Source organism: Solimicrobium silvestre, from assembly GCF_002976435.1.
Classification (GTDB): domain Bacteria; phylum Pseudomonadota; class Gammaproteobacteria; order Burkholderiales; family Burkholderiaceae_D; genus Solimicrobium; species Solimicrobium silvestre.
Genome location: NZ_PUGF01000005.1, coordinates 199,734 through 220,878, shown reverse-complemented (window position 1 = coordinate 220,878; position 21,145 = coordinate 199,734). Strand labels below are relative to the sequence as shown.

Sequence of the window (21,145 nt, the reverse complement as noted above, 5' to 3'; positions counted from 1 at the left end):
CTTGTGATGTTGTTGTGTTGCACCGCGAGTTACAGCGTTACAGCGCCAAATGCGCGAAGTTCAATATTAGTCGGTATCTCCGCCAGCGAAAGCACACGTAAATGCGGAGCCATGCGCTCGGACAAGGTTCTTATATGACGCCGCAAATCCGGTGCGCAGATCAACACGGGTATGGCATTGCTCTTCATCATTTTGTCGGCCTGTTGCGCTAGTCGTGCCACGAATTGTTCTGCAAATTTTGGCTCGATAGCAAATGCACCACCGGATTCAATATCGCGTATACCTTGTAACAAGCGTTGTTCAATGATGGGGTCTAGCGTCATCACTTGAAGATAGGCATTGTTGCCGACCAACGACTGGCAAATAACAGAAGCCAGGCGCTGACGTACCATCTCGGTCAGTTGCATCGGATCTTTACTTGTTCTGACCCGGTCAGCCAGGGTTTCTACGATCGCGTCCAGATTGCGGATCGACACTTTTTCTTTCAGCAAATTTTGCAGTACCCGTTGTACGTCGCTAATCGACAGGGACGTGGGAATAATTTCTTCCACAAGACCTGGCTGCTGCGTACGCACCCGACCTAGCAAACGCTCTAATTCTTTACGGGTAAGTAAGTTGGCGGATTGTCGACGTAACACTTCACTGAGATGTGTCATAAAAACAGTCGGCGGATCAACTAATGTAAACTTGGCTGCGCGTGCCACTTCGCGTTCAGCGGCGTCAATCCAGACTGCCGGTAATCCATAAGTAGGTTCCTTGGTTTCGGTCCCACGCAACTTCTTCTGGTCGCCTCCGCTGTGAATGGCAAGGGTATGATCAAGTAGTAATTCACCACGGGCGACATTGACACCGAAGATCATGATTTCATACTCATTGGGCCCAAGTTTTGCCCCATTACGGAAGCGAATGCTCGGTAAAATCAAACCGGATTCAAGCGCATATTGTTTGCGGAAGGAGGCAATACGTTCCATGAACAAGGCCTCATCGCCTTCCAGCAAGGGAACCAGATTGGTTCCAAATGTCACTTCAATCGGCTCAATGTTCAGCATTGAATAAGTGTCTTGCTCAACCACATCTGCGTCGGTGCTTTCCTGTTCAATATTTTCCTTTGCTGCTTTAGCTCCACGCTTAAGCACAAAAACGAGTAAATAAGCGCCCACCAACACCATGGCCGGTATAGCGGGAATTCCCGGCAACGCGGTCAAGCCAAATAAAGCCAGCGCAACCAGTAGGATCGTTCTTGGATGCGACGTCATCTGACGGAAAGCGGCCAGGCTCAAATTATCATCCGACGCCGAGCGGGTAACAATCAACCCGGTTCCAACCGAAATAATCAGTGCAGGTACTTGGGTGACGATACCGTCACCGATCGTCAGCAAGGTGTAGCTTTGCAATGCCTGGGTCCAGCCCATGCCCAATTGCATTACGCCGATGATCAGGCCGCCGATGATGTTAATCATCATGATGATGATCCCGGCGATCGCATCGCCTTTAACAAATTTACTCGCGCCATCCATCGCGCCATAAAATGCCGCTTCTTTGCTAATGTTTTTACGACGACGCTGCGCTTCTTGTTGATCGATAAAACCCATATTCAAGTCAGCATCAATACTCATCTGCTGACCGGGCATGCTGTCCAGCGTGAAGCGTGCAGCAACTTCAGAAACACGCTGCGCACCGCTGGTGACGACCACATACTGCACAACGATCAAGATAAAGAACACGATCAAACCGATGACGTAATTACCGCCGACAACGTAGGAGCCGATCGCGCCGATAACGTGCCCGGCGTCGGCATCACGCAAAATCAGGCGGGTGGCGGCGACGTTGAGCGACAAACGAAACAGCGTTGCGATCAATAGCATGGATGGAAAAGTCGAGAATTCGACTGGCTTGGCCATGTAAAAAGTCAGCAGCAAAATCAGCAAAGCAAAACTGAAATTAGCCAGAATCAGCAGATCAAGCAGCGCCGGTGGTATAGGCGTAAACAGCACCAGCAGCACACCGACAATCAGCAACACCATAAAGATGTCGGTATTGGCGCCAAGAATTTTCCTTAACGCGTTCATTGACTACTTTCCATACGTGCTCGTGCTTTTCTTAAAGAGTAGACCCACAGAAGGATCTTGGCTGTCATTGGATATAAGTCTTCAGGCAAGTATTCACCTGACTTCACTCGTTTATACATCGCTCGCGCCAAAGGGCGATTTTCCACTACTGGAATATTATGCAAACGCGCAATCTCACGCATTTTTTTCGCCAAGCCACCAGCCCCTTTTGCCAGCATTTTCGGTGCTGGCATTTCTCCATGTTTATAGGAAAGAGCAATCGCAATATGGGTCGGATTGGTGATCAACACGTCGGCGTCCGGCAAGCTACGCAAGGCGCGGCTTTGTTTAAGCAGCTCAGCACGAATTTGACGCAGACGCGCGCGGATACGCGGATCGCCTTCGCGCTGTTTGCCTTCGTCGCGTACTTCGCGGCGACTCATACGCATTTTTTTACTGTAGTCCCAGCGGGTGTAACCCACATCCAGTAAAGCCAGTATCAAAATAATCAGCAACAATTTGAATAACATGGGAGGTAATTCTCCCATCACCAAACTGCCGTGCGCACGCACGTTAATTTGGCCTAAGGTAAATAGTCGCGGAAAGGCGTGCTCAAGAACGATCCAAAGTACCCAGGTCAGCGCAAACAATTTGAATAAGCTTTTGCCCGCGTTATAGACTAGCGTAATTGAAAAAATGCGCTTAAGCCCGTTGGCCGGATTGATCCGGTCAAAATCTGGGGTGACCGGTTTGAAGCTGAAAATAGCACCGACTTGCGCCATATTCGCCAAGATGGCAGCGCAAATAATTGCCAAAAAAAGCGGCATTAAATACAGCAGCGCCGTCGACAACACGCCAAACAACCATGCGCCGGTGGTGTCCGCGGACCAGTCCATACGTGCTGCATGATCAAACACTTGCTGCGTCAATCGTAATTCTTGCCTGGCGATAGACGGGCCGACCGAATAAAGCACCATAACGAAAGCGGCCAATATGGCGGCAAAGGTTGCTTCCTGACTTTTGGATACCTGTCCGCGATGTTGCGCTTCCTTTAGTTTGTAGGGCGTCGCTGCTTCGCTACGATCTTGTTCTTGCTCTGACATTACAGGACTCCCTCCCAAAACGAGAAGATAGAGCCGAAAATTTTATTAAATAGCGGTGCTAGACGCGTCATCAGGATCGACAGCAGAATCAAGCCACAAATGATCTTAACGGGAATGCTGATCATGAAAATATTCATCTGCGGCAGGTTGCGTGAAATCACCGCCATGCCGATTTCAATTAGGTAAACACAGAACAATACCGGTGCTGCCAGCAATAAACCAAAACTAAAAATGAGGCCGAATTGATGTACCAGCAGCCCAGGTGAAACAATGTGCATAGCGCTCCCGAGTGGGACTTTTTCTAGCGAATAGGCGAAGCCGCGCAGCAACGCATGATGTGCGTCAACGGTAAAAAACATCACTACGGCCATCAAGCCGAATAGCGAGGCAATTAAAGGAGATTGAGCGCGGGTCATCGGATCAAATACGTTCGCCAGCCCGAATCCCAATTGCTGATCAAGTAAATTGCCTGCAAAAGAAAAAGCAGCGAAAGCGCACATGGCACCGAAACCGAGCAAGGCACCGGTAAATAATTCGCTAGCAGCCGAAGCGAAGAATGGTCCTGCTGCAAATGTTTCTGCGGCTGAATTGTGGGGCAAGGCCGAAACCAGCGCGGCAGACAGTGCAATAACGAGGAAGATACGAATCCGCGCAGGAATACCGAAGCCGTCCAGAATCGGCGTCATCATTAGCATTGCGCTCAAACGTAATGAGCAAAGCAATACAGAGGTAATCCACGCCATACCGACGTCAATTTCGAGCGGCATGGGGCTTAAAAGTAACTAGGAATATTTGAGATGAGGTTTGTTGCGTAACTGAGTAATTTATGCAACATCCAAGGACCAAATACGGTCAGGGCAACAACTGCTGATAACACCTTGGGAATAAAGGTCAGGGACATATCCTGTACCTGGGTGACGACTTGTAAGATGCTCACCGTTAAGCCAACTAATAAGGTTAAACCAAGTATGGGAGCCGATATTAATATTGCATTCCATAACAATTGAGAGGACAACTGAAGTACAACATCTGAATTCACTAAAATACCCCTGTGGTGGTGCTGCAATCGGCCGCTTTGATGCAAAGTTGCTAAACAAAATAATTATTTTTCATAAACTAAATACATATTTATTTCCAGTGGAAAATATTAATTCCCTCCCTTGAAGTAACATTTTGTTTCTGAATTTTAAATCCGCGCTTTTAAATAAAGTAAATTCCGCACCAATGCGGTGCGTGTAAAATTTGCTCTTTTAGCATTCTGCGGAAATCCCATTTGCCAACTTAAATTCATCCGAACAATATATTGTTCCGTGGCAAATGTATATGCCCTATTTGGGGCATTTTAAGGTGAATGTATTTTATTTTTGACATCAAAATGAGGTGTTTACATCAACACTTCCAGCGGGTGGGATGTTCAGGGTTTAATGTAGGAATGTTAAATTAATTAAAATGAACCGTTGCGTATCTGCAACAGGTGTAACAAAAGAACTCATTGGAGTTAGTTGCTACATTGGAGCGCGGTGCTATTTAGTGTCGCGTTGTCAAAAAAATGGATTTGTGTCTTAGGTAAATGCTTTAAGACTTTTTCGTTTTACCACGATCTCGCAGTCGAATATTATTTTAGGATATTTTTAGCACTGTCAGATTAACAAAGATTGGTTTAGTCGGTCTATTATGTTGCATGAATCCATCAAAACCTCTGTATTTCCGCCACCGTTTTCCTTCTGAAATCATTAGTCATTGCGTTTGGCTCTACTTTCGTTTTTCTTTAAGTTACCGTGATATTGAAGAAATGATGGCCGAACGTGGGGTGGTCGTTACCTATGAAACCATTCGTAATTGGTCGAAAAAATTTGGTGGCATCTATGCAAAACGAATGCGCTCTCGATCAAAAAAACCTAATGATCAATGGCATCTAGATGAAGTCTATCTTTCCATTAACGGCAAAACACACTATCTTTGGCGCGCTGTTGATCAAGATGGTGAAGTGCTCGATGTCTTAGGTCAACCGCGTCGCAATAAACGCGCCGCCAAGAAATTTTTTCTAAAATTACTCAAGAGATTACAATACGTTCCGCGCCTGATCATCACCGACAAATTGGGAAGCTATGCTGCAGCTAAGGCAGAAATAATGCCCCAGATTAAGCATACTCAAAACAAAGGGGCAAACAATCGCGCTGAAAACTCACATCAACCGACAAGGGAGCGGGAACGGCAAATGCGAAGATTTAAATCACCTGGTCACGCTCAACGCTTTTTAGCAACCTATGGCGTTATTGCATCTTTTTTTCGTCCAGGCCGACATTTGCTATCTGCTAAAAATTATCGCGAAATCATGCATCGACGATTTACTGAATGGAGCGAAATAGTCGATTCAGGATACATAACTCAATAAATATTAATCGGAATTTGGAGTTTTTTCGTTAAAATTTTCTAACTATATTTAGTTAGAAGTTAAGTTGACAGCACCTTCGAAACCATTAACTGCGACTGCCCCCCCCGTAACAGGCTCCTTCACGTATGCTATCGCTTTCTTACAAAATTCTTTCATTCAATTAGCTCCAATATTTTTCTTTGCACTGTCATATTTTCGCAAGTATTCTACACATTTGACCAAAAGTTGCTTATTTTCATCCGAAAATTCTTTTAAACTGTGTTTGGCTTCGATAACGAGATTTTCAAATTCTTGATTCCCCGTTAAATGTGCAGCAATCAGAGAGTTGACCACCGCAACAGGGAGATAGGTAAAATCAAACTTAGGGGAGGATCGTGAGTTTAATATTGCCTCGAATGTTCGAAAATCCAAACATCGATCAAGCAACGGAACCACTTTTTCTAGCAAAACAGGTCTAAGGCTGTTTATTGCATTTTGAATTTCCTCAGGAGTAGTGACATCACATCTTTGATTTTTGATACCTGAGAAATAATCTAGTTTTGTTATCGAACTCAATGCATCAGCATGATACCTAGAATCCGTTTCACAAATTTCGTTTGAGATGTTTACCATTTCATCAAATCGGCAGCATACCATTACTGAAATTTTGTAGAGCGGGCGATAATTGTGCAATACAAATTCAATTTCTTGCTTTCCTCCGCTAATCTTCCGGACACAAACCACTGCTTGCGAAGTTTTTTTGACATCAAAACCATGACTTGCAAAAAGACTTGAAACCGTAACCGCAATTTCATCCCTAACCTCTGCAATTTTCATTCACTTATGCCTTTCTTCCAAATATTGTATTGGTACTCAAATTAAACCAACATCCGTCAAATTAAATAACAGAATTGCCTCTAGATCAAGACGTGAATTGTAGCGCTAATTTCCCACATCTCTTCGAACGGTACTGTCAGATTAACTAAGGTTGGTTTAGTCGGTCTATTATGTGGCATGAATCCATCAAAACCTCTCTATTTTCGCCACCGTTTTCCTTCTGAAATCATTAGTCATTGCGTTTGGCTCTACTTTCGTTTTTCTTTAAGGTACCGTGATATTGAAGAAATGATGGCCGAACGTGGGGTGGTCGTTACCTATGAAACCATTCGTAATTGGTCGAAAAAATTTGGTGGCATCTATGCAAAACGAATGCGCTCTCGATCAAAAAAACCTAATGATCAATGGCATCTAGATGAAGTCTATCTTTCCATTAACGGCAAAACACACTATCTTTGGCGCGCTGTTGATCAAGATGGTGAAGTGCTCGATGTCTTAGGTCAACCGCGTCGCAATAAACGCGCCGCCAAGAAATTTTTTCTAAAATTACTCAAGAGATTACAATACGTTCCGCGCCTGATCATCACCGACAAATTGGGAAGCTATGCTGCAGCTAAGGCAGAAATAATGCCCCAGATTAAGCATACTCAAAACAAAGGGGCAAACAATCGCGCTGAAAACTCACATCAACCGACAAGGGAGCGGGAACGGCAAATGCGAAGATTTAAATCACCTGGTCACGCTCAACGCTTTTTAGCAACCTATGGCGTTATTGCATCTTTTTTTCGTCCAGGCCGACATTTGCTATCTGCTAAAAATTATCGCGAAATCATGCATCGACGATTTGCTGAATGGAGCGAAATAGTCGATTCAGGATACATAGCTCAATAAATATTGATCGGAATTGGGCGTTTTTTCGTTAAAATTTTCTAACTATATTTAGTTAGAAGTTAAGTTGACAGTACCCTTATCTTCTAATATCGTCGTTTTTTTCATCGTTTAAGGTGTATGAAATTTATGGTTTCCATTATTCGCTCTCCCGCCATTTCGGAGCACAAGCACAAGTTATCAGTACGTCGTAATCGCTCACCGGAAAAACACGAAACAGACAGAAATTCATTGCCGCTGGCGACGCAACAAAATCATAAAACGACTGAGTCCATTCAAAAAGAAGAACGCGCAAATGAATTAGCGTCGGCGCTGGAGCAAACCCGCTTATCCATCATGGAGCAGTTTAAAGAAGAAGCCGCTGCGGCACGTGAACTGGGGCGGCAGCGAGGACTAAGAGAAGGTCGTGTGACCGGTATAGAAGAATCAAAACAGAGCTTTGCCAATGAAATAGCCCGCATTAAATCCATCGCCGAAAAACTGCCCCAGGCACTCGAATCAGGCATACATGGAATGGAAGATGCACTGGTCTCAATTGCCTTTGAAGCGGTCTGCAAAATACTAGGCACAAGCGCTGTCACACGAGAAGGCATAAAAACCATCGTGCAACAAGCCGCAGCGAATACACTCAGTAATGAACAATTAGTAGTGCGCCTTCAACCCAATGATTTCAAACTACTACAAGACGCCGGTGGGTTTAGTGCCTCGCTTAAAACAGGTCAAACCGTTAAATGGGTGGCTGACAAAAAAATTGTCATGGGTGGCTGCATGATTGAAACTGCCACCGGCGAACTTGATGCGCGGCTGGAAACACAGGTGCAGGCCTTGCGGACTGTGTTGGTGAAAGTGCGTGATGAGAGGCGCGCTACAATAAACGGCTTGCTGCTCTGCTGAAATCGTATGATTTTAATTCGGCAAGAAATACGATGGGAGCGAGGTACTGTCAGATTAACTAAGGTTAGTTTAGTCGGTCTATTATGTGGCATGAATCCATCAAAACCTCTCTATTTCCGCCACCGGTTTCCTTCTGAAATCATTAGTCATTGCGTTTGGCTCTACTTTCGTTTTTCTTTAAGTTACCGTGATATTGAAGAAATGATGGCCGAACGTGGGGTGGTCGTTACCTATGGAACCATTCGTAATTGGTCGAAAAAATTTGATGGCATCTACGCAAAACGAATGCGCTCTCGATCAAAAAAAGCTAATGATCAATGGCATCTGGATGAAGTCTATCTTTCCATTAACGGCAAAACACACTATCTTTGGCGCGCTGTTGATCAAGATGGTGAAGTGCTCGATATCTTAGTTCAACCGCGTCGCAATAAACGCGCCGCCAAGAAATTTTTTCAAAAATTACTCAAGAGATTACAATACGTTCCACGCCTGATCATCACCGACAAATTGGGAAGCTATGCTACAGCTAAGGCAGAAATAATGCCCCAGATTAAGCACATTCAAAGCAAAGGGGCAAACAATCGTGCTGAAAACTCACATCAACCGACAAGGGAGCGGGAACGGCGAATGCGAAGATTTAAATCACCTGGTCACGCTCAACGCTTTTTAGCAACCTATGGCGTCATTGCATCTTTTTTTCGTCCAGGCCGACATTTGCTATCTGCTAAAAATTATTGCGAAATCATGCATCGACGATTTACTGAATGGAGCGAAATAGTCGATTCAGGATACATAACTCAATAAATATTGATCGGAATTTGGAGTTTTTTCGTTAAAATTTTCTAACTATATTTAGTTAGAAGTTAAGTTGACAGCACCGTTGAAAGACACCTTGGGATAATTACCAACCTGCCCAAACAGCTCCATCGATGAACTCCCCCCGCTACGGATAAGTTTTACCAGAGCCAGATTTTAGCCTGTTTGCACCGAAATTCCTTACGAGGCTTTAGTCGCAGGCGCCAAATTGACCCATGTACCGGAATTTCATTACCCCCGCGCTGGTGCATTGAAAACTATTTCCAGTACTATTGGTTACGCCATTTAAATGCCGGGTAGTCCAGTATCGGAATGTGGATCAATTTTTTTTGCAGCAGCAGCGGCATATGGAAGTTTTTATTTTGTGCCTAATACTTCAAGTATTAATGCGTTTTTAATAATCCAATTATACAATTCAACATTTTCCTCAAATTTATCTCGACGCGCGGTAATTGTAAAAGAAATTAAGTTCACACCTTGGCAAAAACAAAGAACTAGATAGCGACTTACATAGTCATTACCTGGAAATGTGCCTTCATACTCTGCAGCAAAACCGATCCAGTTGGCACCGTTTACCTGATAGGGCTCGCAAACCATTTCCAAATAGGGCATTTTCTGCTCGACAGTTGAATACCTAATCTTTGCCCATCCAGAAAGCGTCATGCCATTCACATGGTACATACTTGCTGTGAAATATGTATTCTCATGAGGTTCGCAAATTTGGAAAAAATCTTGGCTACTATTGTCTTCCAACCCCATCGGCACCCCAAGAATTAGGCCATACCGCGGATCTCTGAAAAAATTCAATTCTGATGAAAACAGCAACTTATAGTCATTCTTAATTTTTCTTAGATCCATAACATTCCACAAAAATTTCGTTTTCATTAAATCCATCTTTTTGCATGCGGTCCCGCATGCTATCCATCAATGTATCCGAACCACAAGTTGTCATATGGGGTAAAACCCCTAAAGGAGAATTCATTAATGGATGATCAATTTTCGGATTGGCTAATCCCTGCAATTCTCGCAACTTGAACATCAGTAAGAGTTCAATCGGCGTTATATGCCAGGCAGCATCAAACTCATGGATCTCACCCTCACAATACGTGCTGCAATAGGTGTGCAAATCGAGTGCGGCGAGACAAGTTGGCACAATCGCCTCAGCATCCGGAGCTCGCCACAAACTATACAAAGCATTAAAAACTGGTTCATGTACAGATTCGCCTCGTTGAATGTGAGGAAGCTCTCCTAGATAATCCGCCAGTATACGCATCATAAAGTGGAAAATTGGATAGAAATCCGCTTTTGAATAAAAACCTTGTCTATAAGCTAGCAGCTGCAATCGAGCTAAACTAAAAGCCTGATCATTTCGCCCAATCAATATTCCTAACGCTGTATAAGCAATTCCGTCCATAAGCAGCATTTGCAGCTTTCGCCCATTAAATCGAGCGGGAAATTTGAAATGAATAAACAATCTTATCATTTGCGATAGATAAGTTGCTGAAAACGAACTGTTCGCAAGTGCTATATCAAAGGTGTTTTTTTCAATACTAGTTTGTTCAAAATTCCAAAGTCGATATAAACCATATTTTCCCAAAAGAGAATCAACAAAATCCTCCCATTTCCGTTTGTTCTGCACTTCTTGAACGGCCGTAGGGAATTTTTTTTGTTTCGTCTCCCCATTCTCAGCATAATATTCGAGAGATGCAATATTTGCATCATTATGCACATTTAGTATTTCTGCATACTGAAGAAATTTTGCATTCCGATTTCGGAGCCAGTCTGGATTGACTCCAAAACGCGCGACACCACTCATTCACATTTCCCCTGTTAAATTAGCACCGTAATATTGCTCACTGGCACAATCCAATAATCGTCCGCCACCATAGCATAGAAATAAATACTTATCAAAAACTGTAATGCAAGGCTATCAATCCGATCTAATGTCTTCAATATCAAGCCCCGCCACAGAATCCTATTTTGTCATGAAAATTTAAATCACTGACTTCCTGTAGTATTCCCCAACTGATTCCACAAAGCCGTTCCCACCGACTGACTCAAGCTCTCCAGCAAACTCTCCATCGACGCATCCAGATCATCCTCAACATTAACCGTACCAGAATTCATGTTCGACGTAATCGGCAATGTAATCGCATAACTACTGCTGACCGGTACCAACGAACTGGCGACCACAATCGGGTTATTGCTTGCCTTGAGAACCTGCGTCATCGATGTGCTGTTGACGTAGCTGACATACGGATTCACTCCGGCTGGTGTAGCACAGGCTTGACCGCTAAGCAATTGTACTGTTACATCTTTGGCGACACTCGCCATCGATCCATTGCTTGGTTCAACGCTGGTCGCGACTACCTGCAGATTCAGCGTGCTGCTATTAGCCGAGCCGCCACCGCAACAACTGCTGCAGCTACCACCGCATCCGCCGCCACATCCGCTACCGCTACCTTGTGCGACATTTTGCGGCACGGTCACGGTCAGGGCACTAAAATTCCATCCCGTGACGATAAGCGGTGTGTTCGCGTTGCTGATCGTAGCGCTGTTCTTGCCATCGGAGACGATGGCGCCCACAGGCAAACCAACCAACGTAGTTTCCAGTAAGCCCGGGTCGTTGGCGGCTAACTGGTCACTGATCTTCGGCAAGGCAATCGGGCTGCCGACAAAACCGTATACCGTGTTGGCGCTCTCCGGTTCAGTTTCCGTCAGATTCAATGCATCGATCATGGCGCCCCGTGCGGTGCTGGGGTTGGTGCCGTTAATCAGTTGCACGCTCAGGGTATGGCTACCGCCATCGCCTTGGAAGCTGTAACTGAGCGCTTGCCAGTTGAGACTATTTGCGCTGGTGTTACTGTAGGTGCCAAGCAGTGTGCCGTCGAGATAGACGCCGATCTCGGTGTTGGCACTGGTGAGAACCAGTTGACCGGCATAGTCTAGAGTGAAGGTGTATTGCGCGCCGGCGACGGTGTTGACGGTTTGCGCTATGCCGGGTGCCTGGTAGTAGCTGTTGACGCCGTTAGAAAGACCCAGCCATTCCTGCCCTGCTCCCGGTGCATCTTCCACGGTTTCGTTTTTACCCTGGGCGTTTTGCTCCTGATCACCGTCGCTCCAAACTTCAAAGGCGGCGTCTTTGTTGCCAGCGACCGGCATCATGTTCCAACCGGCGAATTGGTTGGTGTTGATGATGGTTGGGCCGCAGCCGTTGTTGCAGACGTTTTCCCAACTGGTGCTGATCAGGTTTTGGCTGACGCTGGCCGTCGGTGGGTTGAGAGTCAGCGTCGGTACCTGGGCGATGGCGTTGACTTGTACCGTCAGGTTTTGCGAGACGCTGGCGGTGCTGCCGCCGACCAGTTCTGCTGCGGTGGCAGTTGCCTGTAACGTGATCGTGCCGTTGTAGCCAGCTGGTGGCGTGATAGACAGCGCACTGGTGTTCCAGCCGGTGATATTGACTGTCGGCGCGGCAGCGGTTGTTGTGACGCTGTGGGTGCCGTCGGTCAGTGTGGTGCCGATCGGCATACCAGCTAACATCAATTGCAGGGTTTCATCTCCAGTGGTGTCGACTAGCGCCGCGTTGATGCTTTCCAGTCCGATGGTGCTGCCTTGATTACCGACATCGAGTGGTTGGATCTGGTTGAGCGCGATGTTGTCGATCATCGTGCCGCGCCCGCTGGTATAGCGTTCGGTGGCGGTGGTGACGATGCTAATGGTTTGTACTCCGCCCGTGCCAACGAAGCTGATGTTGGCGTGTTGCCAGTCGAGCGTGTTAGTCGGGCTGGTTGGGTCGTAGCTGGCGACGAGTTGACCATCGACCATCACACCGATGCTGGTGGTGGCAGCATCGAAACCTAAGCGACCGGCCAGATCGAAGCTCAACGAATACGTGTCGCCGGCAACCGTAGTGACTTGACGCGTAATACCCAGGGTTTTCGATTGATTGCCACCGGCATCGTTGAGTTCCAGGAACTTGCTACCATCGCCGGGTGCGGCATTGACGGTGTAGGTCTGGCCGTTGGCTGCTTGCATTTGGTCGCCGCTGTCCCAGATTTCAAAGCCGTTTTGTCCACCGCTTAACTGGCCGCCAGTGGTGACGACGTTCCAGCCGTCGAATACACTGCTGGTGACCAGTGTTGATTGCATGTTGGCACCAGGGCCGGGAGAATCTTCCCAACCGGTGTCGAACAGTTGTTGGGTGTTCGTTGCCGAGCCGATTGTGAGGGTCGGCGCAACTGCAACCGGGGTGATATCAATATTGACCAAGGCAGCGTTGCTGGTGAATGTACCATCGTTGACGGTGTAGCCGAATGCAGCGTAGATCTGGTGCATGTCTCCATAGCCAGTTGCCGTGTAACCAGGGCCACCGTTTCCATACTGAGCCGGGACGAAGCGCAAGTTACCTGCGTTGATACTAGCCTCAGTGAATTGCGCGCCGACCGTCACGGCTACCCATTGACCACTGACCAGACTTTGCAATTGGCCGGCAGCAGGTAAGGCGTTAATGTTGACGGTGAGTGCGCCGTTTGGATCACTTGGATTCGAAACGGAGAAGTTACTCCACTGTAGGACGAGTGGGGTATTTTCTGTGCCGGTGATCAGTGAATTGCTGCACACCGGTGCTTGCTGCACTTGCTGTACCGTCAGACTGACGGTAGCGATATTGGAGCTATCAACACCATCGCTGACCTTGTAAGTGAAGCTGTCGGCACCGTAGTAGCTGGCGCTTGGTGTGTAAGTCCAAGTGCCGTTGGCGCTTTGTGTAACCGTGCCGTGCGCTGGTTGCGTGACGATGATGGCGGTCAATGCTACGTTGTTGACATCGGTGGCGCTGGCCAACAGGTTCAAATTCACGCTGGCGTTTTGTTTTACGGTGGCGCTGCTGCTGACCAAGGTTGGAGCAATTTCAACTTTATTGACATTCAAGGTCACTGTCGCAACGTTCGAACTATCGGTACCGTCGCTGACTTTGTAGGTGAATGTATCTGTGCCGAAGAAATACTGATTCGGTGTGTACGTCCATGTGCCGTTAGCGTTGACGGTGATCGTGCCGTGAGCAGGTTGAGTAACGACAGAGGCTGTCAGCGGTACGCCATTGACATCCGCTGCACTTGTCAACGGATTGAGTATCGCTGTGGAATCTTCGTTCAACGATACTGTGCTATTCGCCAAGGTCGGTGCGATTTCAACCTTATTGACATTCAAGGTCACTGTCGCAATGTTGGAAATGTCTGTGCCATCACTAACCGAATAGGTGAACGTATCCGTACCGAAGAAATATTGATTCGGTGTGTACGTCCATGTGCCGTTAGCGTTGACGGTGATCGTTCCGTGAGCAGGTTGAGTCACGACAGAGGCTGTCAGCGGTACGCCATTGACATCTGTTGCACTTGTCAATGGACTGAGTATTGCTGTGGAATCTTCGTTCAATGTAGCACTACTGTTCACCAGAGTCGGAGCGATCTCAACCTTATTGACATTCAACGTCACTGTCGCAATGTTGGAACTGTCCGTACCATCGCTAACCGAATAGGTGAACGTATCCGTGCCGGAGAAATACTGATTCGGTGTGTACGTCCATGTGCCGTTAGCGTTGACGGTGATCGTTCCGTGTGCCGGTTGAGTGACTACACTAGCTGTCAATGGTGAACCATTCACATCGGTTGCGCTCGTCAACGAATTAAGTATCGCAGTGGAATCTTCGTTCAACGATACCGTGCTGCTAGCCAAAGTCGGAGCAATTTCAACTTTATTGACATTCAACGTCACTGTCGCAATGTTGGAATTATCCGTGCCATCACTAACCGAATACGTGAACGTATCGGTTCCGAAGAAATACTGGCTCGGCGTGTAGGTCCAAGTACCGTTCGCGTTGACGGTGATCGTGCCGTGCGCTGGTTGCGTGACCACACTAGCTGTCAACGGTGAACCATTAACATCCGTTGCACTAGTCAACGGATTGAGTGTCGCTGTGGAATCTTCGTTCAACGATACTGTGCTGCTCGCCAAAGTAGGTGCAATCTCAACTTTATTGACATTCAACGTCACTGTCGCAATGTTGGAAGTATCCGTGCCATCACTAACCGAATACGTGAACGTATCCGTGCCGAAGAAATACTGATTCGGTGTGTACGTCCATGTGCCGTTAGCGTTGACGGTGATCGTACCGTGGGCTGGTTGCGTGACAACACTAGCTGTCAATGGTGAACCATTAACATCCGTTGCACTAGTCAACGGATTGAGTGTCGCTGTGGAATCTTCGTTCAACGATACTGTGCTGCTCGCCAAAGTAGGTGCAATCTCAACTTTGTTCACGTTCAGTGTGACAGTGGCAACGTTCGAACTATCAACGCCATCGCTCACCGAATACGTGAACGTATCTGTTCCAAAGAAATATTGGTTCGGCGTATAAGTCCACGTGCCATTGGGGTTGACGGTGATCGTGCCGTGAGCAGGTTGTGTAACAACGCTTGCTGTCAACGGTGAACCATTCACATCAGTTGCGCTGGTCAACGGATTGAGTATGGCGCTAGAATCTTCGTTCAACGATGCAGTGCTGTTAGCCAAGGTCGGAGCGATCTCAATCTTATTCACATTCAAGGTCACTGTCGCAACGTTGGAACTATCAACGCCATCGCTGACTGTGTACGTGAACGTATCGGTGCCGAAGAAATACTGGTTCGGTGTGTACGTCCAAGTGCCGTTCGCGTTGACGGTGATCGTTCCGTGGGCTGGTTGTGTGACCACACTCGCTGTCAAAGGCGAACCATTGACATCAGTTGCGCTCAACAACGGATTGAGTGTCGCTGTGGAATCTTCGCTCAACGATACCGTGCTGCTGGCCAAGGTCGGGGTGATCTCAATCTTATTGACATTCAAAGTCACTGTCGCAATGCTGGAAGTGTCTGCGCCATCACTAACCGAATAGGTGAACGTATCCGTCCCGAAGAAATACTGGTTCGGCGTATACGTCCACGTGCCGTTGGCGTTTTGAGTGACAGTACCGTGCGCTGGCTGCGACACAATTGCTGCGGTGACTTTGTCGCCATTGACGTCGGTAGCACTCGCCAACAAGTTCAAGTTGACCGTGCCGTCTTCGTTCAATGTGGCGCTGCTATTAACGAGGGTTGGTGCAATTTCAACCTTGTTGACGTTCAACGTCACTGTCGCAACATTCGAACTATCCGTGCCATCGCTCACTGAATATGTAAACGTGTCGGTGCCGAAGAAATACTGGTTCGGTGTGTAAGTCCAGGTGCCGTTCGCGTTTTGCGCAATCGTGCCATTAGCCGGTTGTGTGGCGATGCTTGCGGTGACTGGATCACCGTTGACATCGGTTGCACTCGCCAATAGGTTCAAGTTCATCGTACCGTCTTCGTTCAACGTCGCGTTGCTGTTGACGAGGGTTGGCGCGATTTCAATCTTGTTGACGTTCAACGTCACTGTCGCAACATTCGAACTATCCGTGCCGTCACTGACTGAATACGTGAACGTGTCCGTACCGAAGAAATACTGATTCGGTGTGTAAGTCCAGGTGCCGTTCGCGTTTTGCGCAATCGTGCCATTAGCCGGTTGCGTGACGATGCTTGCGGTGACTGGATCACCGTTGACATCCGTTGCGCTGGCCAGCAAGTTCAAGTTAACCGTGCCGTCTTCGTTCAACGTGGCGCTGCTGTTGACGAGGGTTGGTGCGATTTCAATCTTGTTGACATTCAACGTCACTGTCGCAACGTTGGAAATGTCCGTGCCATCACTAACTGAATACGTGAAGGTATCGATGCCGAAGAAATACTGATTCGGCGTATAAGTCCAGGTACCGTTCGCGTTTTGCGCAATCGTGCCATTAGCCGGTTGTGTGACGATGCTTGCGGTGACTGGATCACCATTGACATCCGTTGCACTCGCCAATAGGTTCAAGTTCATCGTACCGTCTTCGTTCAACGTCGCGTTGCTGTTGACGAGGGTCGGTGCGATTTCAATCTTGTTGACATTCAACGTCACTGTCGCAACGTTGGAAATGTCCGTGCCATCACTGACTGAATACGTGAAGGTATCGGCGCCGAAGAAATACTGATTCGGCGTATAAGTCCAGGTGCCATTGGCATTTTGTGTGATCGCGCCATTAGCCGGTTGCGAAACGATGCTTGCGGTGACTGGATCACCGTTGACATCCGTTGCGCTGTCCAGCAAGTTCAAGTTAACCGTGCCGTCTTCGTTCAGCGTGGCGCTGCTGTTGACGAGGGTTGGTGCAATTTCAATCTTGTTGACGTTCAACGTCACTGTCGCAATATTCGAACTATCCGTGCCATCGCTCACTGAATATGTAAACGTGTCGGTGCCGAAGAAATACTGGTTCGGTGTGTAAGTCCAGGTGCCGTTCGCGTTTTGCGCAATCGTGCCATTGGCCGGTTGCGTGACGATGCTTGCGGTGACTGGATCACCGTTGACATCCGTTGCACTCGCCAACAGGTTCAAATTCATCGTACCGTCTTCGTTCAACGTCGCGTTGCTGTTGACGAGGGTTGGTGCGATTTCAATCTTGTTGACGTTCAACGTCACTGTCGCAACATTCGAACTATCCGTGCCATCGCTCACTGAATATGTAAACGTGTCGGTGCCGAAGAAGTATTGGTTCGGCGTGTAGGTCCAGGTGCCATCCGCGTTCTGGGTAACTGTGCCGTTGGCCGGTTGCGTAACGATTTGCGTGCTGAGCGTGTAGCCAGGCACTTCACTGGCATTCGCTGCCAGATTCATGTTCACACTGCCGTCTTCGTTCACGCTCGCACTGGTGCTGGCGAGTACCGGCGCTGGGTGGGCGACTGTCAGGTTGACGGTGGCGACGTTGGAATTGTCGGTGCCGTCATTGACTGCGTAGCTGAAGCTGTCTGTGCCGTAGAACGGAACAGTTGGCGTGTAAGTCCAGGTGCCGTCGGCATTAGTCGTAATAATGCCGTGGGCCGGTTGCGTGACGATGCTTGCGGTCAACGGTGCGCCAGGATTTTGGCTGGCGAGCGGGTTAAATACAACCGTGCTGTCTTCATTCAGGCTTAAGCTGCTGTTGACCAAAACCGGGGTGATATCCAGGCTCAGGGTGGCTTGTTGCGAACTTAGATATGCGTCGCTTAACACGAAGCTCAGCAAATCCGCGCCGTAGTAACCTGCTGCTGCCGTATAGGTATAAGTGCCATCGGCATTTTGCGTCAACGTTCCGTGGGTCGGTTGCGCAACGATGGTACCGGTCATCGGGTTGCCGTCAATATCGGTGCCATAATTGGCAAGGTTGATCAACAGGCTGCCGTTTTCTTGCACCTGCACGACGCTGCTTTGTGCTACCGGCGCGTGGTGCGCTGGGAGTACCGTGAAGCTGGCGGTCAGCGGCTCGGACGAGGCAAATCCATCGGTCAGGTGATAGACCAGACTGTCGGCGCCAGAGTAACTTTCCGTTGGCGTGTAAGTCCAGGTGCCATCGGCGTTGACCACCAACGTACCGTCTGCCGGTGGTGTGTCGAGCACCGCCGTCATCGGGTTGTTGTTGATGTCATTCGCACCGGCTAACGGATTGAAGGTGTATGGCTGACCGGCGGTGATAGTGGTACTGCTGTTGCTGCCGGTTGGTGGGTAAGCCACTTCATTTACGGTGATGCTGACTGTCGCGACATTCGACGTTTGCCCATCGACTGTGTAGCTGTACTGGAAGCTGTCGGTGCCGAAGAAATTAGCATTCGGAACATAGGCGAAACTGCCGTCAGCGTTTTGCGTCAATACGCCATTCGCTGGGTTTTGGTCGATTTGTATCGTTGGTACTGCGCCGGAATCGGTTGAGTCTGCTGCTACAGGGTTGATGGTGACTGCGGCATTTTCTTGCGTCGATACGCTTTCATTTAAAGCCAGCGGGGTTTGCACCAGTTGTACATTACTGAGCGTTACCTGACTTTGCGAATTGCCGAAACCGACCAGATCAAACGACACAGTTGCTGGTGTCGCACTGACTGCTCCACTTCCTAATGCACTTTGCAAGTTAATTACATAGGTGGTAGTGCCATTCGCGTTGGCGATTGTCGTCACTGATGAAGCCGTGCTGGTAGTGCCGTCGGCTTGGATATTCAACAGACCATCAGTATCGGCAAGACCATCAGTACCAGCCAGCGCAGTGCCGGTGTTGGCGTTATCCAATGCGACATCAAATGCATCTTCTGGGCCGTTGCCGCCGTTATTTTGCATGCCATTGGCGACGGTGAACTCGATGTAGCGGTCGCTACTGCTAATGTCAAACGTTTGCGACAATTGTGCATCTGCATTGGTGCTGTTAACCAGTATTGCGTTGCCATTACCGTCGGCGGTGACTGTACCATCGGTGGTCCAGTTGGTGAGGCTGCTACCGAAATTGCCATTCGCAAGAGTTGACGCGATTGGTCCAACAACGTATGGACCAGCTTGCGGAACAGTTGCAGGCGGTGGGTTAACGATGGTTTGACCGATGACAGCGGTACCGTTTGCGACAGTTTGAGCCTGAACAGTCAACGCTGCCTGCAATTCAGCAATGTCGTCAGCGCTTGGCAAACGACGAACACCCGGTGTCAAATATTGCGCCATGATGTCGTTGTTATCCGAGACATCGCCCAAGCCCAGCACGTGGCCCATTTCGTGAATCAACACTGTCAATAAGTCTAGCTTGCCAGCGGCTGCGCTACCCGCAATGGCGGTGAATTCGTTTGGCTGACTGGTGGCATTGAAGTCAGCTTCCGATGTCGGGTTTGGATCAACATACCAGCCCCAACCTGCTCCATTTGCTGAAAGAGTGATCTGGTTGCCGACTGTCTCGCCGGCGACACCAACGGGTAGATTACCGATATTCACCGCGATATTATTCAACAGCGCGACTGGGGCTCCAGCATTGGCCCAATATTGCTCCGCAGTGCCGAGCAGGCTGCTCACATCTGATTGCGCTAGCGGAGTTATGCCATTGCCAGGTCCCTCAGTCAATACGTCTTGCGGCTGAGTCGAGATAGGCACATACGCTCCTTGCGGCAACAAATTACCAATCGGAGTAATCGTCGCTGTTGATGCGCCGGACTGGCCCTCCTTTGGAATATTTATTTGGGCGCCTAATACTGTTAGTGTCGCGCCATTTAGCCTCAGATTTTGAACCTGCTGCGCAAACTCTGCATCTGCGTCCGAAATTGGTAGTTGCCGCACTCCATTCATAATGTATCCTTGCTCGGCTTGTTCCAGCCAATTGGCTACACGTTGCAGTAATGCACCTCCGCTATTTGGATCTTTTGGGCTTCCATTAATTGAGCTCTTTACTTCGATAACATAAATATTTCCTGTAGTTGGACAGATACCAATAAGGTCGATGCCATTTCCCGATGCATTTGTGATTGACTTAAATGTTATTCCCGTTAAGTCATACATTGCCTGCTTAATCTGGATCTCCCCCAACGACCCGTCATTTGCCTGTAATTTATTTGTAATTTTCTGCTGTACATTTGTTACTTCATTTAAGGTAATGTTTGTAACTCTGCTTTGTAGTTCAGCAAGTTCACTTTCGGCGCTTGCCTTCGCCGCGATAGGGTTACCGTCTGTGTACAACGGGCCCACCGGTTCTCCAAGATATGTAGGAGCTTCAACTTCTGTCATGGAAAACCCAAGAGCAACATTACCTAAAGCATTTCCCATCGCAGCCCATGCATCTTGCTGTTGTTGAGAAGCGCCAACGAGATTTGCAATTAAATAAGCCGCCGTACCAGCAGTTGAATTTAAGTTATCCATGCGTTGGATGAACGCTGAGTACTTTGCCCTGTTTGAGTAATTATCCAAATACAATTCCACTACGGTTATTAGGTCGTCTCGTTCAGCTTGCTGGCTGCTTGTAATCGTTGTGGCGGTGCTATTCAGTTTATGATTAATTACGTTGCTTACCTGATCCCAGGTGCTATTCGGATCGGCGAGCGAATTTAGATATGCCAGTCGATTTGTTACGATGGCATACTGAGCTGGGGTTAATATCGTCGCTTCCAGCGCCTGAGAGTTTTGATATGACTCAAGAGTCAATAATGCGACAGCTGGATTTGCCGGGAAGAATGTGACCGCAGTCCCGGCAGTTATCGTGAAACCATCCGCATAAACGTTTGCTATCAGGCCACTTTGCAATGTAATGGTGGCTATGCTATACCCACCTC

Annotated in this window: 12 protein-coding genes (1 of these 12 running past the window's edge); 4 read left to right on the top strand and 8 right to left on the bottom strand. The window is 48.0% G+C overall.

Translation table 11 applies throughout. The features are described from left to right. Positions 1-29: 29 nt before the first annotated feature. Genes flhA through fliQ form a run of 4 tightly spaced genes read right to left on the bottom strand, consistent with a single transcriptional unit; the run spans position 30 to position 4,190 of the window. A complete protein-coding gene (gene flhA / locus S2091_RS07505) occupies positions 30-2,069 on the bottom strand; it encodes a flagellar biosynthesis protein FlhA (RefSeq protein ID WP_105531176.1) in 2,040 nt (679 codons plus the stop codon). Beyond that, complete coding sequence (locus tag S2091_RS07500) at positions 2,066-3,151, bottom strand: EscU/YscU/HrcU family type III secretion system export apparatus switch protein (protein ID WP_105531175.1); 1,086 nt, start codon at positions 3,149-3,151, stop codon at positions 2,066-2,068. Before S2091_RS07500 ends, flhA begins: the two co-directional genes overlap by 4 nt. Next, the gene (gene fliR, locus S2091_RS07495) at positions 3,151-3,918 is read right to left on the bottom strand and encodes a flagellar biosynthetic protein FliR (RefSeq protein ID WP_105531174.1); all 768 of its coding nucleotides are present in this window, start codon (positions 3,916-3,918) and stop codon (positions 3,151-3,153) included. The genes S2091_RS07500 and fliR overlap by 1 nt, the downstream gene beginning before the upstream one ends. A 5-nt stretch (positions 3,919-3,923) precedes the next feature. Continuing rightward, on the bottom strand, positions 3,924-4,190 hold the full coding sequence (gene fliQ, locus S2091_RS07490; protein WP_105531173.1) for a flagellar biosynthesis protein FliQ: 267 nt from the start codon (positions 4,188-4,190) through the stop codon (positions 3,924-3,926). A gap of 642 nt (positions 4,191-4,832) precedes the next feature. Between fliQ and S2091_RS07485 the strand changes: the two genes are divergently transcribed. Continuing rightward, entirely contained in the window at positions 4,833-5,546 is a 714-nt protein-coding gene (locus S2091_RS07485; RefSeq protein WP_105531172.1) for an IS6 family transposase, read from the top strand. Between the two features lie 156 nt (positions 5,547-5,702). On the opposite strand, the gene S2091_RS07480 is transcribed toward S2091_RS07485, so the two are convergent. Then, positions 5,703-6,362, bottom strand: a complete 660-nt coding sequence (locus S2091_RS07480; protein WP_105531171.1) for a hypothetical protein — start codon at positions 6,360-6,362, stop codon at positions 5,703-5,705. Positions 6,363-6,539: 177 nt separating this feature from the next. On the opposite strand from S2091_RS07480, the gene S2091_RS07475 reads away from it, so the two are divergent. The 3 genes from S2091_RS07475 to S2091_RS07465 all read left to right on the top strand — a co-directional run bounded on the left by S2091_RS07475 (position 6,540) and on the right by S2091_RS07465 (position 8,948). Then, the gene (locus tag S2091_RS07475; protein WP_105531170.1) at positions 6,540-7,253 is read left to right on the top strand and encodes an IS6 family transposase; all 714 of its coding nucleotides are present in this window, start codon (positions 6,540-6,542) and stop codon (positions 7,251-7,253) included. A gap of 126 nt (positions 7,254-7,379) precedes the next feature. Further along, positions 7,380-8,144, top strand: coding sequence for a FliH/SctL family protein (locus S2091_RS07470; protein ID WP_165794945.1), 765 nt, complete (start codon positions 7,380-7,382; stop codon positions 8,142-8,144). A 90-nt stretch (positions 8,145-8,234) separates the two neighbouring features. After that, positions 8,235-8,948 carry an IS6 family transposase gene (locus S2091_RS07465; protein ID WP_105531211.1) on the top strand — a complete coding sequence of 238 codons (714 nt, stop codon included), beginning with the start codon at positions 8,235-8,237 and terminating at the stop codon, positions 8,946-8,948. 369 nt (positions 8,949-9,317) lie between these two features. Here the strand turns inward: S2091_RS07465 and S2091_RS07460 are convergent, their stop codons facing one another. From S2091_RS07460 to S2091_RS07450, 3 genes are all read right to left on the bottom strand, one after another. Beyond that, on the bottom strand, positions 9,318-9,818 hold the full coding sequence (locus S2091_RS07460; protein ID WP_105531168.1) for a hypothetical protein: 501 nt from the start codon (positions 9,816-9,818) through the stop codon (positions 9,318-9,320). Continuing rightward, the gene (locus tag S2091_RS07455; RefSeq protein ID WP_105531167.1) at positions 9,799-10,776 is read right to left on the bottom strand and encodes a hypothetical protein; all 978 of its coding nucleotides are present in this window, start codon (positions 10,774-10,776) and stop codon (positions 9,799-9,801) included. Before S2091_RS07455 ends, S2091_RS07460 begins: the two co-directional genes overlap by 20 nt. A 182-nt stretch (positions 10,777-10,958) precedes the next feature. Beyond that, positions 10,959-21,145, bottom strand: partial view of a tandem-95 repeat protein gene (locus S2091_RS07450; RefSeq protein ID WP_105531166.1) — the final stretch only. It continues 37,471 nt past the right edge of the window; only the last 10,187 of its 47,658 coding nucleotides appear in the window; its start codon lies beyond the right edge, outside the window; it ends in the stop codon at positions 10,959-10,961.